Origin of the sequence: Gordonia sp. (in: high G+C Gram-positive bacteria) (genome assembly GCF_047600565.1) — a bacterium.
Taxonomy (GTDB): Bacteria; Actinomycetota; Actinomycetes; order Mycobacteriales; family Mycobacteriaceae; genus Gordonia.
Window position 1 is genome coordinate 242,890 of the sequence record NZ_JASGKN010000001.1, and the last position, 15,484, is coordinate 258,373.

Genomic DNA, 15,484 nt, shown 5'->3' on the forward strand with positions numbered 1-15,484 from the left:
GCACCTGCGGTCCCGATCTGATAACAGGGTTTGTTAGGATACCCTCATGAATCTTCGCACCCCCCTCGTGGCACGCGCCGGCGTGGCGACCTGCGCCGTCGCCGCCGCTTCCGTGCTGATCGCCCCGGCCACCGCCTCCGCGGACACCGGGTACACGCTCGAGTCGGTTCCGGCCGGCGTCGTCAGCGGCGGTGAGCTCGCCATCGACCAGGGCCGCGACAAGCTGTTCATCACGGACAACAACGCTCCGATGCAGACGACCGGCTCGGACGTCATCGTCACCAAGAGCCCGGTCGATCCCGCCGTGTCGGTGTTCGACACCACCAGCGGAAAGCCGGTCCGCAAGATCGATCTGTCGAACCAGCCCGGCGGCATGATGCTGATCGGCAAGGTGCCGGCCGTCCCGACCCCGCAGGTGCCCGACGGCATCGCCGTGGACACCAAGCGTGCCCGCGTGCTGGTCACCAACGCCCACGCCAACGGCGTGACCGTGTTCGGTGAGAACACCAAGGCCGTCACCCCGAAGAACCTGACGTCGCTGCCCGAGTCGCACCCGATGGGTGCCGCCGCCGATGAGCAGCACGGCAAGTTCTACGTCGGCCTCAACGCGGGTTCGGAGGTCGCCGTCTTCGACTCGGCGAGCGGCCGCAAGGTCAAGGACATCAAGAACCTGCCGTACGCGGCCTTCGTCGACGTCGACGAGTCGCGTCACCGCGCCTATGTGGGCAGCGCCGACTACGAGTCGAAGAAGAACAACTTCGTCGCCGTCATCGACACCGACACCGACACCGTCGTCAAGAAGATCCCGGTGCCGAACAACGCCCGCCCGAAGGTCGATCCGGCCACCGGCAAGGTGTGGGTCGCGAGCTTCGCCACCGGCAAGATCGTGATCATCGATCCGGATTCGCTGAGCGTGGTCCAGACCATCGAGACCACGACGACCCCCGCCAAGCTGGCGATCGACTCGGTTCACCGCCGCGTGTACACCTCGAACCTGCAGAAGAAGACGATCACCGTCCTCGGCGCCGATTCGGGCGCGATTCTGACCACCCTGAAGCCGGGTGTCGCGGTCCACACGCTCGCGGTGGACGAGAAGACCGGCATCGTCTACGGCACTCAGCACATGCGCGGCGACCTCACCGTCGTCACTCCGAACTGAGCTTCGCCGACCACAGTTGAGCGCTGGCACTCTCATGGGTAGAGTGCTAGACGGCATGGTGATCCGCCGCGGCACCCGCGACGACGCGGTGGCAGATCCACGCCGAACACGTTTCAACTCATCACAAAGAAGGACTGACATCGTGGCAGGTGTGAACATCAAGCCGCTCGAGGACAAGATCCTCGTTCAGGCCGTGGAAGCCGAGACGACCACCGCCTCCGGCCTGGTCATCCCGGACTCCGCCAAGGAGAAGCCCTCGGAGGGCAAGGTCATCGCCGTCGGCCCCGGCCGCTGGGATGAGGCCGGCGAGAAGCGGATCCCCGTCGACGTCACGGAGGGCGACACCGTCGTCTACTCCAAGTACGGCGGCACCGAGATCACCTACGGCGGTCAGGACTACCTGATCCTGTCGGCTCGCGACATCCTCGCCGTCGTCGGCTGACACCGACGTACGTCGTGAAGAACCCCGGTGGATCTCCACCGGGGTTCTTTCGTGTCTGTGGGCGCGCCAGGCGCGCTCAGGAGGCGAGCGGGCGGCTCACCTGCCGACGGCGAATGAGATTGCGCTCATGCTCGGTCAGGCCGCCCCAGATCCCGTAGGTCTCATCGACCGACAGTGCGTGCTTGCGGCACTGGGCGATCACCGGGCAGGCGTTGCACACCTGCTTGGCGCGACGCTCACGCTGGGCGCGCGCATGACCGCGCTCGCCCTCCGGGTGGAAGAAGATGGACGAGTCGAGTCCACGGCATTCGCTCAGGCGCTGCCAATCCCAGAAGTCGGCATTCGGGCCGGGAAGTCGGTCGGCGGTGGTGGTCACGGCGCGCTCCTCAAGGTCGTCGGATCCGGGGTGGAATCCCGTCTACACGGCTCACGCTAGATTCTGGAAAATCGACGAGTCAAACAGCCTCGGCCCGCGTCATATAGTGCTCTGAACTGCAAGTTTGCCGACAGGTTAACGGCTGGAGCGGGTTGGGCGAATCAGTCGGGAACGGGTAACGTCGGCGCAACACGGGAGTGACCGGCGAGCAATGCGGACCACGCGATGGACGCCATTTGTTAAGCGTCGTGAAAATCGGCGACGGCCTCCGGACGCAATGAGATCTGTGCCACATCTGCGGTGGCACTCGGCAGGGGGTGCGATGACGGTGGAACCGGCGGACATCACCGCCTGGCAGCGTGCCGTCGACCTCGGCGCCCTCGGCCGGGCCGCCGCGGCCCGGGTCCGGCTGCAGGCGATCATTGCAGACCGCGACGCATTTGTCGCGGCGAAGTCGCTCGCGTACTCCACACACGGCTCACTGACCCGTCAGGCCGGTGGCCACGCCCTCGCCCGTCGCGCCGACGGCGCCGCCTGCCGGATGCTGGCCGGCGTCGCCGACAAGAACCGTGATCCGTGGACCGCCGCGGCCTGGGCGGACGCCCTCATCGGGGTGGCCGCCGACGACCTCGGTGTGGGCGATCTGCGCGCCAGTGACCTGCTCCTGGACCGCGCGGCCGCACACCTGGCGGCCTGCGGCGACGCCGGCGACTGGCGGACGGTGCCGCGCGTCCGCCTGCGTCTGGCGTGGGTGCGCACCGAACGTCGCCTGTACGGCGGCGACCCGGCCGGGGCCGCCGCCGCGTTCGCCGTCGCGGCGCCGCTCGCCGCGGCCGTCCCGTCGCCTCGTCACCGGGTCAAGACCGACCTGATCGGCGCGGCCGTCCAGGCCGCCGCGGGGGACACCGAGCTCGCCCGGCGCAGCGCGCTCCGGGTGTACGAACGGACGGGTGATCTGCATCTCGAGCCGCTGCGATGGGCCGCCGCCTCGATGCTGGCCGGTCTCGACCCGGGCGCGCCGGAATATCCCTTCGAGATCTCGCGTCTTCGCAGGTCGATGGCCCGATCAGGGATGCCCTTCACGCCCCTGCAGCCCGGCGAACACCAGTCTGGTTAAGGTGGATCGGTGCCGTGCCCGCCGCTGACGACTCGCTCGTGGGCTACTCGCATCTCCGCACCTGTAACACTTCGGACACCCGGTGACGATGAAACTGACAGGTGAGGCACTGGACCAGAAGGTCCGGGAAGCGGGCGACGGGGACCGCCAAGCGCTGAGCCTGGTGCTCGAAAGTGTGCGGGACCCCGTCCTGCGCTACTGCCGGGCACGAATGGGTGCCGGAGAGCGGCATCTGTTTTCGGCGGATGATGTGGCGCAGGAGGTGCTCATGGCGGTGATGACAGCCCTTCCCCGGTACGAGGACCAGGGCCGGCCGTTCATGGCCTTCGTCTACGGCATCGCCTCGCACAAGGTCGCCGACGCCATGCGCTCGGCAGCACGCATCAAGGCCGATCCGGTGGAATCCGTCCCGGAATCGGTCGACATCTCCTCGGGTCCGGAACAGCAGGCGCTCGACAGCGACGCCGGCCGCCGGATGCGGGAACTCCTGGACACCCTGCCGGACAAGCAGCGCGAAATCCTCGTGCTGCGTCTGGTGGTCGGCATGTCCGCGGAGGAGACGGCGGAGACGGTCGGGAGCAGCCCCGGTGCCGTGCGAGTCGCACAGCACCGTGCACTGGCGAAGCTGAAGAAGCTTCTCAGCCAGGGAGGTGACCCGCGATGACCCACCACGACGACGTCCACGACGCGACCTCGGTCGATCTCACCGCCGTCCACCACGACGACGCATTCCTCGACGCCCTGGTCTCGGGTGCGCCGCTGCCGCCCGCAGACCAGAGTGAAGCCGATCTCGGCGCGCTCCTGTTCGCCTGGCGCACCGACGCGCTGGCCGCACCGGTCCCGGCGGCCCCGACCCTCGCCGACGTGGAGCAGGGGATCGCCGACGACGAGAAGAACCGTAAGCGCAACGCCACCATGCGCCACCTGCGCCTGATCTCGGGTGCCGCCGCCGTCACCGGCGTCGCCGCCGCCGGCCTGCTCGTGCTGTCGGAGGGTTCGCAGCCCGGTGATCCGCTGTGGGGCGTCAAGAAGGTCGTCTTCACCGAAGAGGCCAAACAGACCGAGGCGACGGTCAACGTGCAGAGCAATCTGGAGGCCGCCGAGCAGGCCCTCGCCGTCGGCGACACCGATCTCGCCGCGGCGCACATCGAGAAGGCCCAGCAGGAACTGCAGCCGGTCCGCGATCCGCAGACCCGCGAGCGCATGAACCAGTGGATCAAGCGACTCAAGGGTGACGACGACGGCAAGGACAAGAAGGACGCCGCCCGTCGTTCGGCCGACCGGTCGAAGGACAAGACCACGGCCACGACACTGCCGTCGACCGTGACCGGTGACCCCACCACGTCGGTGACCGTCACGCCGACCAGCCCGTCGACCTCGGAGCCGACCACCGAGCCGAGCACGTCGCCGTCGTCGTCGAGTTCGAGCTCGAGTTCCAGCTCGTCGGAGGCGCCGTCCAAGCCGGCGTCGAAGTCGCCGGTCTCGGCCGAGACGACCGTTCCCAGTTCCTGAGCCGGATCACCGCATCGTGGGTGACCACCGCGAACGTCGAGTAGTCGCCGCGCGCGGCGAGCGCATCGAGTGCCGCCGTCGCACGATCACGCACACGGTCGGAGGGTTCCACCCCCGGGGCGGCGTCGACACTGCCGAACTCGGCGACCACGTCGGCGCGCGGATGTCCGGTCCATTCGCCGTAGTCGCGGTCGTTGAACCCCGGATCCACCGCATGCGGCGCACCGCTGGGTGCGGCGACGATCTCGGCGGTCACCACCGCGCGCTGCAGCGGACTGGAGGCCACGTATTCGAGGCGATACGGCGCCAGTGCCGCGGCGGTCGCCTCGGCCTGGGCGATGCCGGTCGCATCCAGTTCGGGATCGGCCAGACCACGCAGCCGGTCCTCGGCATTGAGCACGGTACGGCCGTGCCGGACGAGCAGAACGGTGCTCGATGTCATGGGATCTCCTCTTCTCAGGCCAGGCCGTAGCGCAGGCCGGGACGGTCCAGCTCGATCTCGGTGAGCCGGTTGTACTTGGCGACGCGTTCCCCACGCGCCGGGGCACCGGACTTGATCTGCCCGACGCCGGTACCGACCACCAGGTCGGCGATGAACGTGTCGACGGTCTCGCCGCTGCGATGGGAGACCATGGCGGCCATGCCCAGCTCGCGGGCGGTCGCGACGGCCGCGAACGTCTGCGACACGGTGCCGATCTGATTCGGTTTGATCAGGACCGCGTCGGACCAGCCCTTCTCGGCGCCCGCCCGGATCCGTGCAGGGTCGGTCACGTACAGGTCGTCGCCGACGGTCTGCACCCGCCAGGATCCGTCCGGCCGGCGAAGCGCCTCGCCCATGGCGGTCCAGCCGTCGCCGTCGTCCTCGGCGAAACCGTCCTCCAGACTGCGGATCGGATAGTCGTCGAGAAGCGTGAGGTAGTAGTCGACCAGCTGATCGCGACTCAGCTCGTCGCCGACGCGGTACCGGCCGTCCCCGAGAGAGAAGCCGTTGGCCGCCGGATCGAGAGCGATCGCGACGTCGTCGGTGCCGGGCCGGCGCCCGGCCTCGACGATCGCCTCCACCAGCAGGTCCAGTGCTTCCCGGGGATCGGCGAGCGGGGGAGCGAAACCGCCTTCGTCGCCCAGCCCCGCGGTGCCGAACCGGTCGGCGACCAGGGCGCGCAGCACGTGGTAGACCTCGGCGCCGGTGTCGACGGCCTCCCGTTCGGTGGCCGCACCGACCGGGGCGATCATGAACTCCTGGAAATCGAGCGCATTGGCGGCGTGTGCTCCGCCGTTCAGGACGTTGAAGTGCGGCACCGGGAGCAGTTCGTCCGCGCCGGTCGTCGTGGAGATCCACGTGTGCAACGGCTGTCCGGCGGCGTGCGCGAAGGCGCGGGTCGCCAGGATCGACACCGCCACCACCGCGTTGGCACCCAGGCGCCGGTACCCGGACGTGCCGTCCAGCTCGGCCAGCGCACCGTCGACCTCGTCGATGCTCGACCACCGGCGTCCGGTGATCAGGGGAGCGATCTCGTCGTCGAGACGGGTGATCGCGACGTTCACGCCACGGCCGGAGAACGCGGAGCCTCCGTCCCGCAGCTCCACCGCCTCGTGCTCGCCGGTGGAGGCGCCGGCCGGAGCCGCCGCACGCAGCTCGGTTCCGTCGGCGAGTGTGCCGCGCACCTCGAGGGTGGGGAAACCGCGGGAGTCGAGAATCGAGCGGGCGCCCAGTTCGGTCACGCTGATGGGCTCGATGGCGGTGGTGGGGGTGCTGGTCGACATCGTCGTCTCCTGCCTTCCGCGCACGCTGGCGCAACCTGGCAGGGACTGTTGTCGGAGGATTCCGAGGTTCGGGTACGGCGAGCCCCACCGCCGCGACGCCGGTCAGGCGTCGGAATTCATTGTGGCACGGATCAGTGGCGGCGGTCGCGGAAGATCGCGTGAGCGTCGGCGAAACCCCGGCAGTAGTCCCAGGTGACGTAATCGTCCGGGTGCGGGTCGACGGCCGGCTCGTGCGGGCGGACGGAACCGTCCTGGAGGAGTTGCTGCAGGCTCGCGCGCAGCATCTCCCAGTCGTGGAAATGATCCTCACGGCAGTCTTCGCACACCACCACCAGGCCGCGGATTCCGCGGGGAGCGAGCAGTCGTTCGTAGACGTCCAGATCGGCGAGATCCTCGCGGACCGCCTCGCTCTCGTGGGCGTCGAGCGGCACCGCCGGCTCGAGTGCGTCCAGAGCCGCCGCGGGGTCGCTCGGATCGTCTGCGAACGGATCCGGCGGAAGGCCTCCAGGCAGGTGGTCGTGCACGAGTCCACCGTACTCGATCCGGCTTTCTGCGCCACCGACCAGGCCGATACGATGGAGCGATGACGCACGTTCGCACTGGGGGAGACGATCCCGACAAGGTCGCCATGCTCGGCCTGACCTTCGATGACGTCCTGCTGCTTCCGGCCGCCTCCGACGTGGTTCCCAACGCGGTGGACACCTCGTCGCAGCTGACCCGCGAGATCAGCCTCAAGGTGCCGCTGGTGAGTTCGGCGATGGACACCGTCACCGAATCGCGGATGGCCATCGCGATGGCGCGGGTCGGCGGCATGGGCGTGCTGCACCGCAACCTCCCCGTCGACGTGCAGGCCTCCGCGGTCGAGACCGTCAAGCGGTCGGAGGCCGGCATGGTGACCGATCCGGTCACCTGCAGCCCGGACAACACCCTCGCCGAGGTCGACGAGATGTGCGCCAAGTACCGCATCTCGGGTCTGCCGGTGGTCGACGCCAAGGGCGACCTGGTCGGCATCATCACCAACCGCGACATGCGGTTCGAGCACGACCAGTCGCGCAAGGTCGCCGAGGTGATGACCCCGGCACCGTTGATCGTCGCGCAGGAGGGCGTCTCCGCCGAGGCCGCGCTCGGCCTGCTGCGCCGCCACAAGAAGGAGAAGCTGCCGATCGTCGACGGCGCCGGCAAGCTGACCGGCCTGATCACGGTCAAGGACTTCGTCAAGACCGAGAAGCACCCCAACGCCACCAAGGACGCCGACGGCCGCCTGCTGGTCGGTGCCGCCGTCGGTGCCGGCGACGAGGCCCGGCAGCGCGCCGGGGCCCTCGCCGACGCCGGGGTCGACGTGCTGGTGGTCGACAGCGCCCACGGTCATTCGCGCGGTGTGCTCGACATGATCACCACCCTCAAGAAGGAGTTCGGCGGCCGCGTCCAGCTGATCGGCGGCAACGTCGCGACCCGCGGCGGTGCCCAGGCGCTGATCGACGCCGGCGTGGACGCCGTCAAGGTCGGTGTCGGTCCCGGCTCCATCTGCACCACCCGTGTGGTGGCCGGTGTCGGTGCCCCGCAGATCACCGCGATCCTCGAAGCGGTCGCCGTCGCCAAGGCGGCCGGCGTCCCGGTGATCGCCGACGGCGGTCTCCAGTACTCCGGCGACGTCGCCAAGGCCCTCGCGGCCGGCGCATCCACCGCCATGCTGGGTTCGCTGCTCGCCGGCACCGCCGAATCGCCCGGCGACCTGATCCTGGTGAACGGCAAGCAGTTCAAGAGCTACCGCGGCATGGGCTCGCTGGGCGCCATGCAGGGCCGCGGTCAGGGCAAGTCGTACTCGAAGGACCGCTACTTCCAGGACGACGTGCTCGCCGAAGACAAGCTGGTGCCCGAGGGCATCGAGGGGCGCGTCCCGTTCCGGGGGCCCCTCAGCCAGGTGATCCATCAGCTGGTCGGCGGTCTGCGTGCCGCCATGGGCTACACCGGCGCCTCGACCATCGCCGAACTGCAGAACGCGCAGTTCGTTCAGATCACCGCGGCCGGGCTCAAGGAGTCGCACCCGCACGACATCACCCTCACCGCGGAAGCGCCCAACTACTACACTCGCTGAGCGAGCCGACAGAAAGGCGCCGTCGTGCGTGACCTCGTCGAATTCGGCATGGGGCGGACCGCCCGCCGGACCTATGAACTCGAAGACATCTCGATCGTCCCGTCCCGCCGGACACGGTCGTCCAAGCACGTCTCCACCGCGTGGCAGATCGACGCCTACCGGTTCGACGCGCCGATCCTGAACCATCCGACCGACGCCATCGGCTCGCCGGACGCGGTGATCGCGCTCGGCAAGCTCGGTGCGATGGGTGTGCTGAACGGCGAAGGCCTGTGGGCGCGCCACAAGGACGTCGAGAAGAAGATCTCCGAGCTGGTCGACATCGCCGACCAGAACCCCGATCCCACCGCCGCCGTCCGTGCGCTGCAGAAGCTGCATTCGGCGCCGGTCCAGACCGAACTGGTCGCCGAGGCCGTCGCCAAGATCCGCGAGGCCGGCGTCACCACCGCGGTCCGCGTCAGCCCGCAGCACGCGCCCGAACTGACCCCGGCGCTGCTCGAGGCCGGCCTCGAGATCCTGGTGGTGCACGGCACCATCATCTCGGCCGAGCACGTGGTGCTGGTGCCGAGCGGCGACAGCGACGACCTGATCGACGAGCCGCTGAACCTCAAGACGTTCATCGCCGAACTGGACATCCCGGTGATCGCCGGCGGCGTCCACGACCACCGCACCGCCCTGCATTCGATGCGGACCGGTGCGGCCGGTGTGATCGTCGGGTACGGCTCCGCCGAGGGCGCCACCACCACCAACGAGGTGCTCGGCATCGGGGTGCCGATGGCGACCGCCATCGCCGACGCCGCCGCCGCCCGCCGCGACTACCTCGACGAGACCGGCGGCCGCTACGTGCACGTCATCGCCGACGGCGACCTGCACACCTCGGGCGACCTGGCCAAGGCCATCGCCTGCGGTGCCGACGCCGTCTCGCTGGGCACCCCGCTCGCGGCATCGGCGGAGGCTCCCGGACGCGGCTGGTACTGGCCGTCGGCCGCCGCCCACCCGGACACCCCGCGCGGTGCGCTGCTGCAGGTGGCCGAGGAGTCGGACCGGCCGAGCCTCGAACAGGTGCTGACCGGTCCATCGGACGATCCGGACGGTGGCCTGAACCTGGTGGGCGCGCTGCGCCGGTCGATGGCCAAGGCCGGCTACGCCGACCTCAAGGAGTTCCAGAAGGTCGGCCTGTCCGTTCGCGGCTGAGCGCCCTCTCGCTGAGCCGGGCGAGGAACGAGCCCGTGTCCCGCTCGTTGGTTGAGCCGGGCGAGGAACGAGCCCGAGTCGAAACCAAGTTAGGTAACACTTCCTTTCCGGACCGTGACAACGGTCATTAGAGTGATGTGGCATGGCACACACCGACTATGACGTCATCATCATCGGCTCCGGATTCGGCGGCAGCGTCAGTGCGTTGCGCCTGGTGGAGAAGGGCTACAAGGTCGCCGTCATCGAAGCGGGACGCCGTTTCGAGGACGACCAGTTCGCCAAGACCAGCTGGCGTCTGAACAAGTACGTGTGGGCCCCCAAACTCGGTCTCTACGGCGTTCAGCGCATCCATGCGCTCAAGGACGTCATGATCATGGCCGGTGCCGGTGTGGGCGGCGGTTCGCTGAACTACGCGAACACGCTGTACAAGCCGCCGACCCCGTTCTTCACCGACCCCCAGTGGAATCACATCACCGACTGGGAGAGCGAACTCGACCCGTTCTACGACCAGGCGCGCCGGATGCTGGGTGTCGTGGAGAATCCGACCTTCACCAACGCCGACAAGGTGATGAAGGAGGTGGCCGACGACATGGGTGTCGGCGACACCTTCGTGCCCACCCCGGTCGGCGTCTTCTTCGGCGAGAAGACCGGCGGCCAGGGCAAGCCGGGCCAGACCGTCGACGACCCGTACTTCGGCGGTGTGGGACCGAAGCGGACGGCGTGCACCGAGTGCGGCGCCTGCATGGTCGGCTGCCGCGTCGGCGCCAAGAACACCCTCTTGAAGAACTACCTCGGCCTCGCCGAGAAGGCCGGCGCCACCATCATCGACCGCACCACCGTCGACCGGCTCGAAGAGCGCAGCGACGGCAGCTGGGTGGTCTCGACGCACGGATCGTCGTCGTGGGGTCCGTTCGGCGCCCGCCGCCGTCAGCTCACCGCCGACAACGTGATCGTCGCCGCCGGCACCTTCAACACGCAGCGGCTGCTGCACCACGCGAAGTCCTCGACGCTGCCGAAGCTGTCGAACGTCGGCGTGCTGACCCGCACCAACTCCGAGTCCATCCTCGGCGCCATGTCCAAGAAGGTCGACCCGAACAACGACCTCACCCAGGGCGTCGCGATCACCTCGTCCTTCCACCCGAAGTCGAATACGCACATCGAACCGGTCCGCTACAGCAAGGGCAGCAACGCGATCGCCTTCCTGCAGACGATCCTGACCGACGGCGGCACAGTGCCTTCACGCTTGAAGCAGTTCCTGCTGCAGGTGATCAAGAATCCGTTCCTGCTGGTCCGCATGCTGGTGGTGAAGGGCTGGAGTGAGCGCACCATCATCGCGCTGGTGATGCAGAACAACAACAACTCGCTGACCACCTATGTGCGCCGGCGCGGCCCGTTCAAATACATCACCTCCAAGCAGGGCATCGGCGAGCCCAACCCGACCTGGATCCCGGAGGGCAACGACGCGGTGCGCCGGATGGCCGCCAAGCTGCCCGACGGCATCGCGGGCGGCACCTGGGGCGACATCTTCAACATGCCGATGACTGCGCACTACCTCGGCGGCTGCGCCATCTCCGACAGCCCGGAGAACGGCGTCATCGATCCGTACCACCGCGTGTGGAACTACCCGACGCTGTATGTGACCGACGGCGCCGCGATCTCGGCGAATCTGGGCGTGAACCCGTCCCTGTCGATCTCCGCGCAGGCCGAGCGGGCCGCCTCGCTGTGGCCCAACAAGGGCGAAGCCGATCCGCGTCCCGCGCAGGGCGAACCGTACCGGCGCATCGACCCGGTGAAGCCGAACAGCCCGGTGGTGCCCGAGGGGGCACCCGGCGCGCTGCGTCTGTCGATCACGCCGGTGACCTCGACCGCGGCACGCACCGCCGCCAAGAACGCCACACCCACCAAGGCCGGCAAGGCCTGAGCGCGGCGTAGGCTCGGACGCATGAGCGATTGGCGTGACGAGCGTGCCGAGCAGATCCGCCGGCTGATCCTGGCCGCCGACGACGGCATCGTCGAAGAGGTCAAGTGGCGCAAGCCGTCGAATCCCGACGGGGTGCCCACCTTCAGTGCGGACGGGCTGATCTGCACTCTGGAGACCTACAAGGACAAGATCAAGACGACGTTCGCGTACGGCGCCTCGCTGCCCGATCCGGCGCACGTCTTCAACGCCAGCCTGACCGCCGGCACACGCCGGGCGATCGACCTCACCGAGGATGCGGCACTGGACGAGGACGCCTTCACCGCGCTGGTCCGGGCGGCCGTCGCACGCAATCGCGACAAGTAACGCCGTTCGGCTCGCGCGCGGACCCCGGCCCGCTTAGGGTGTGCTCATGACTGAACCCCGTACCCGTGTCCGCTGGACGTTCCTCGGCACTCTGCCGTTCGCCGCAGCGGTCCTCGTGCTCATCAACGCCGTCTACATCACCCTCGTCGCCATCGGCAACATCACCGACTACGACACCAACTACGAGTTCGTGAAGGGTGTCCTCTCGATGGACACCATCAACTTCGAGGACGCCGCACACGCCGGCCAGGACCTCGACCCCGACGTCTCCTGGCGCGCCATCCACAGCCCGGTGCTGTGGAACATCGGCTACATCCTGGTCATCGTCTGGGAGTCGCTGGCCGGCCTGGTGCTGCTGTTCGCGTCGTACAAGTTCGCGCGTGCCTTCATCAAGGACGAGCCCTTCGCTTCGGCCCGTCGCTGGGGCAGCGGCGGTCTGCTGATGATCGTGGCGCTGTTCGCCGGCGGCTTCATCGCGATCGGCGGCGAGTGGTTCCAGATGTGGCGCTCGATCGTCTGGAACGGCGAGGAGGCGGCGCTGCGCAACGCCCTCATCGCGCTGCTGGGCATCGTCCTCATCCACATCGCCTCCCCGGCCTGGAAGAAGGGCCACCAGGGAGAACTGTCCTCCTGACCCTCACGAACGCCGAACGCCCGGACGAGAAATCGTCCGGGCGTTCGCGTATCCGATGTCAGATGTAGAGCGCCGGTTCGGCGTACGGGTCCACGTCGTCGCCGTCGTGCCCGGGCCGCGCTTTGGCGGCCACACCGACGGCCACATAGCCGGGCGGGACGTCCCGCACGACCACCGCGTTGGCGCCCACCTTCGCGTCGTCGCCGACGGTGATGGGGCCGAGGACCTTGGCGCCGGCGCCGATCAGCACCCGATCACCGACGGTCGGATGGCGCTTGCCCTTGTTCATGCTGGTGCCGCCGAGAGTGGATCCGTGGAACATGACCACGTCCTCGCCGACCTCGGCGGTCTCGCCGATCACCACGCCCATGCCGTGATCGATGAAGAAGCGGCGGCCGATCGTCGCCCCCGGATGGATCTCGATACCGGTGACCGTGCGACCCAGCTGCGACAGCAGGCGGGCAGGTAACCGGAATCCGGCCTCCCACAGTCCGTGTGCGACCCGGTGGAACCAGAGTGCGTGCACCCCGGGGTAGGCGAGGGCCACCTCCACGAGAGACCGGGCGGCCGGGTCACGGTCGCGTGCGGTCTGCAAGTCCTCGCGGAGGGTGCCCAGAAGCCCCATCGTCAGTCCACGAGCCCTTCGAACAGGACCGTCGACAGGTAGCGCTCACCGAAGTCCGGCAGCACGACGACGATGGTCTTGCCCTTCGACTCCGGACGCTTGGCGACGTCGATCGCGGCCTTGAGTGCGGCACCGGACGAGATGCCCACGAGCAGCCCCTCCTCGGTGGCGGCGCGGCGCGCCCACGCGACCGCATCCTCGGCGTTGACGTCGAGCACCTCGTCGTACACGTCACGGTCCAGGACGTCGGGCACGAAGTTGGCGCCCAGACCCTGGATCTTGTGCGGTGCCGGGTTGCCGCCGTTGAGGATCGGCGATTCGGCCGGCTCGACGGCGATGATCTTCACTTCGGGCTTGCGTTCCTTGAGCACCTGGCCGACACCGGTGATGGTGCCGCCGGTACCGATGCCTGCGACGAACACGTCGACGCCGCCGTCGGTGTCGTTCCAGACCTCCTCGGCGGTGGTCTTACGGTGGACGTCGGCGTTCGCCGGGTTGGCGAACTGTCGGGCCAGCACGGCGCCCGGACGCTCGGAGGCGATCTCCTCGGCCTTCTTGACCGCGCCGGCCATGCCTTCGGCGGCCGGCGTCAGCACCAGTTCGGCGCCGAAGGCACGCAGCAGTGCGCGCCGCTCCTTCGACATCGACTCGGGCATCGCGATGACGACCTTGTAGCCGCGCGCGGCACCGACCATCGCCAGCGCGATACCGGTGTTGCCGGAGGTCGCCTCGACGATCGTGCCGCCGGGCGGCAGGGTGCCGTCGGCCTCGGCGGCGTCGATGATGGACACCGCGATGCGGTCCTTCACCGAGTTCGCAGGGTTGTACGACTCGAGCTTGGCCAGCACGGTGGCGCCGGCGCCGTCGGTGATCCGGTTGAGGCGCACGAGCGGGGTGCGGCCGACGGCCGCGGTCACATCGTCGAAGACGTTCTGAGGCATTGATCTGCTCCTTGAGCTTGTCGAAAGATGCCGGAAAGGACTGGTGCTTCGAGCCTAGTCAGTCGAGACCGCGGGCCGCCAAGGTGTCCGCGTACCCGTCGGCGACGTCGAGGGCGGCGAGGACCACCGGCACGAACAGGACGCGGGGACCGGCCCGCAACCCGCGGGCCCGGCGCGCCTGATCGACCTGCGTGACCAGTCCGGCGATCACCGGCACCGAACGGAGGGTCAGAGCGAATCCCATCGCGATCAGATCGGTGCGCACCCCGAGCCGGGCGAGCGGCGACAGGGCGACCACGATCGCGTCGATCAGGTCGGACGTGCGGGTGGTCAGGGTGACCACCGCGGCCAGGGCGATCGAGGCCAGCAGGACCGCGGAGACGACGGTCGCCGATCGCAGGCCGGCGACGATCAGCTGTGCGACGAAGATGATCGCCACCGTCAGCAGGGTGCCACGCATGAGCGGCCAGGCCGCCTTCGGTCCGACACCCGCCAGCGCGAACACCGCCACCACCGCACCGAGGGCCACGGCGCCGCCGACCGGGGTCTTCACGGTGACCGTCATCGCGACGATCGCCGCGATCAGGGCGATCAGTTTGACTCCTGCGGGCAGCCGGTGGATCGGGGAGGTCCCGGGCACATAGGTGCCCAACGGTGTGGTCATCGGGCCATCAACCGCCGGTAGTGGGCGATGGCCGGGGCGGGGGCGTCGTCGGCGACGATCCGGCCGCCGTCGAGCACCAGCACCCGGTCGTAGCCGGCGAGCAGGTCGAGATCGTGGGTGAGGACGATCAGCTGTTCGTCCAGCCGGTCGAGGGCGCCCTCCAGCATGGCCGCGTTGCGCAGGTCGAGCATGGTGGTCGGTTCGTCCGCGACCAGGATCGACGGTCCGATCACCATGATCGAGGCGAGCGCCAGCAACTGCTTCTGCCCGCCGGACAGTGTGTGCGACGGTTGATCGGCGTGGTCGGCCAGACCGAAATCGCCGAGGGCGGCCAAGGCGCGGGTCCGCCGTTCGTGCTTGTCCTTGACCGTGCGGGTCAACGACAGCTCGATGTCTTCGAGGACCGTCGGCATGATGATCTGCCGATCCGGATCGGAGAAGATGAATCCGACCCGCCGTCGCACGTCGCGGGTCTTCTTCTTCACGTCGAGGCCGTCGACCGTGACCGTGCCGGAGTCCGGAACGATCAGGCCGTTGATCATGCGGGCGAGCGTCGACTTCCCGCTGCCGTTCGCGCCGACGACGCCGATCCGATGCTCGGTGAGTTCGACGGTGACGTCGCGCAGCACCTCGCGGTCGCCGAAGGCGTGCGAGACGCCGTCGAACGCGATGGACCCCAT

At 68.7% G+C, this 15,484-nt stretch carries 17 protein-coding genes and 1 pseudogene; 10 read left to right on the top strand and 8 right to left on the bottom strand.

The genetic code is table 11. The annotated features are described in order from the left end of the window. Nucleotides 1-46 precede the first annotated feature (46 nt). The gene (locus QM774_RS01230) at nt 47-1,159 is read left to right on the top strand and encodes a YncE family protein (protein ID WP_414974157.1); all 1,113 of its coding nucleotides are present in this window, start codon (nt 47-49) and stop codon (nt 1,157-1,159) included. 142 nt (nt 1,160-1,301) lie between these two features. After that, the gene (gene groES, locus QM774_RS01235; protein ID WP_414974158.1) at nt 1,302-1,601 is read left to right on the top strand and encodes a co-chaperone GroES; all 300 of its coding nucleotides are present in this window, start codon (nt 1,302-1,304) and stop codon (nt 1,599-1,601) included. A gap of 76 nt (nt 1,602-1,677) precedes the next feature. Here the strand turns inward: groES and QM774_RS01240 are convergent, their stop codons facing one another. After that, nucleotides 1,678-1,977 carry a WhiB family transcriptional regulator gene (locus QM774_RS01240; protein ID WP_414974159.1) on the bottom strand — a complete coding sequence of 100 codons (300 nt, stop codon included), beginning with the start codon at nt 1,975-1,977 and terminating at the stop codon, nt 1,678-1,680. Between the two features lie 322 nt (nt 1,978-2,299). On the opposite strand from QM774_RS01240, the gene QM774_RS01245 reads away from it, so the two are divergent. The 3 genes from QM774_RS01245 to QM774_RS01255 all read left to right on the top strand — a co-directional run bounded on the left by QM774_RS01245 (nt 2,300) and on the right by QM774_RS01255 (nt 4,606). Then, entirely contained in the window at nt 2,300-3,094 is a 795-nt protein-coding gene (locus QM774_RS01245; RefSeq protein WP_414974160.1) for a hypothetical protein, read from the top strand. A gap of 88 nt (nt 3,095-3,182) precedes the next feature. After that, nucleotides 3,183-3,758 (top strand): sigma-70 family RNA polymerase sigma factor, encoded by a 576-nt coding sequence (locus tag QM774_RS01250; protein ID WP_414974161.1) that lies wholly within the window; start codon nt 3,183-3,185, stop codon nt 3,756-3,758. Beyond that, on the top strand, nt 3,755-4,606 hold the full coding sequence (locus QM774_RS01255) for an anti-sigma-D factor RsdA (RefSeq protein ID WP_414974162.1): 852 nt from the start codon (nt 3,755-3,757) through the stop codon (nt 4,604-4,606). Before QM774_RS01250 ends, QM774_RS01255 begins: the two co-directional genes overlap by 4 nt. A gap of 10 nt (nt 4,607-4,616) precedes the next feature. Here the strand turns inward: QM774_RS01255 and QM774_RS01260 are convergent. From QM774_RS01260 to QM774_RS01270, 3 genes and pseudogenes are all read right to left on the bottom strand, one after another. Next, nucleotides 4,617-5,048, bottom strand: a pseudogene (locus tag QM774_RS01260) (histidine phosphatase family protein); the annotation flags it as partial. Between the two features lie 14 nt (nt 5,049-5,062). Beyond that, nucleotides 5,063-6,370 (bottom strand): phosphopyruvate hydratase, encoded by a 1,308-nt coding sequence (gene eno, locus QM774_RS01265; RefSeq protein WP_414974163.1) that lies wholly within the window; start codon nt 6,368-6,370, stop codon nt 5,063-5,065. Nucleotides 6,371-6,501: 131 nt separating this feature from the next. Next, on the bottom strand, nt 6,502-6,894 hold the full coding sequence (locus QM774_RS01270; RefSeq protein WP_414974164.1) for a DUF5319 domain-containing protein: 393 nt from the start codon (nt 6,892-6,894) through the stop codon (nt 6,502-6,504). Nucleotides 6,895-6,953: 59 nt separating this feature from the next. Here QM774_RS01270 and guaB point away from each other — a divergent pair, with 59 nt between their 5' ends. The 5 genes from guaB to QM774_RS01295 all read left to right on the top strand — a co-directional run bounded on the left by guaB (nt 6,954) and on the right by QM774_RS01295 (nt 12,574). Further along, nucleotides 6,954-8,465 (top strand): IMP dehydrogenase, encoded by a 1,512-nt coding sequence (gene guaB / locus QM774_RS01275; protein WP_414974165.1) that lies wholly within the window; start codon nt 6,954-6,956, stop codon nt 8,463-8,465. A 24-nt stretch (nt 8,466-8,489) separates the two neighbouring features. Then, nucleotides 8,490-9,656, top strand: coding sequence for a GuaB3 family IMP dehydrogenase-related protein (locus tag QM774_RS01280; protein WP_414974166.1), 1,167 nt, complete (start codon nt 8,490-8,492; stop codon nt 9,654-9,656). Nucleotides 9,657-9,798: 142 nt separating this feature from the next. Further along, nucleotides 9,799-11,577, top strand: coding sequence for a GMC family oxidoreductase N-terminal domain-containing protein (locus QM774_RS01285; RefSeq protein WP_414974167.1), 1,779 nt, complete (start codon nt 9,799-9,801; stop codon nt 11,575-11,577). 21 nt (nt 11,578-11,598) lie between these two features. Then, nucleotides 11,599-11,940, top strand: coding sequence for a DUF1801 domain-containing protein (locus QM774_RS01290; RefSeq protein WP_414974168.1), 342 nt, complete (start codon nt 11,599-11,601; stop codon nt 11,938-11,940). A gap of 46 nt (nt 11,941-11,986) precedes the next feature. Further along, on the top strand, nt 11,987-12,574 hold the full coding sequence (locus QM774_RS01295) for a DUF2165 domain-containing protein (RefSeq protein ID WP_414974169.1): 588 nt from the start codon (nt 11,987-11,989) through the stop codon (nt 12,572-12,574). A 58-nt stretch (nt 12,575-12,632) separates the two neighbouring features. Here the strand turns inward: QM774_RS01295 and epsC are convergent, their stop codons facing one another. From epsC to QM774_RS01315, 4 genes are read right to left on the bottom strand one after another with little or no spacing between them, the layout of a single operon-like run. Beyond that, nucleotides 12,633-13,199, bottom strand: coding sequence for a serine O-acetyltransferase EpsC (gene epsC / locus QM774_RS01300; protein WP_414974170.1), 567 nt, complete (start codon nt 13,197-13,199; stop codon nt 12,633-12,635). Between the two features lie 2 nt (nt 13,200-13,201). Continuing rightward, entirely contained in the window at nt 13,202-14,140 is a 939-nt protein-coding gene (gene cysK, locus QM774_RS01305; RefSeq protein ID WP_414974171.1) for a cysteine synthase A, read from the bottom strand. A gap of 58 nt (nt 14,141-14,198) precedes the next feature. Continuing rightward, a complete protein-coding gene (locus tag QM774_RS01310) occupies nt 14,199-14,804 on the bottom strand; it encodes an energy-coupling factor transporter transmembrane component T family protein (protein WP_414974172.1) in 606 nt (201 codons plus the stop codon). Continuing rightward, complete coding sequence (locus QM774_RS01315) at nt 14,801-15,484, bottom strand: energy-coupling factor ABC transporter ATP-binding protein (RefSeq protein ID WP_414974173.1); 684 nt, start codon at nt 15,482-15,484, stop codon at nt 14,801-14,803. Before QM774_RS01315 ends, QM774_RS01310 begins: the two co-directional genes overlap by 4 nt.